1 pseudogene is annotated in these 528 nt (G+C 67.0%); it reads left to right on the top strand.

The annotated features are described in order from the left end of the window. Positions 1–266 (top strand): annotated as a pseudogene (locus tag FQ755_RS06870) (type VI secretion system ATPase TssH); the annotation flags it as partial. Between the last annotated feature and the right edge of the window lie 262 nt (positions 267–528).

Genomic DNA, 528 nt, shown 5'->3' with positions numbered 1-528 from the left:
CGATCGCGAAGATCCAGCTGGCGCGCCTGCACGAGCGGCTGGCCAAGCTCGACATGCAACTGGAGGTGACCGACGCGGCGCTCGACCAGATCGGCAAGGTCGGCTACGACCCGCTGTTCGGCGCGCGTCCGCTCAAGCGCGCGATCCAGCAGGAGATCGAGAATCCGGTGGCCAAGCTGATCCTGGCCGGGCGCTTCGGGCCCAAGGACGTGATCCCGGTCGACGTGCAGGACGGCGAGTTCGTGTTCGATCGCGTCGTGCACTGAGGCGAAGCCGCGCGACTGGCAAGGGCTTCGGGAACCCCGCTTCGGCGGGGTTTTTTTTCGGCCGTCGCTTGTTTCGGCTGTTGCCGGCGGCTCAGCCGGCGCCGAACAGGAAGCGCTCGCAATACACGGCGTCGAACGCCAGCGAGCCCCGTTCGAAATCAGGACTGCGATGGAAGGCGGCCCGCGCGGCCTCGGGCAGCCCGGCCTCGAAATCGGGTGAGAAGACGAAGCCGGATTTCATCGACAGCAGGTACTGCGCGAC

Source organism: Paraburkholderia sp. BCC1885, assembly GCF_900996235.1.
GTDB lineage: Bacteria > Pseudomonadota > Gammaproteobacteria > Burkholderiales > Burkholderiaceae > Paraburkholderia.
The sequence above is the reverse complement of the archived record's forward strand: the minus strand, read 5'-3'. Positions and strand labels throughout refer to the sequence as shown.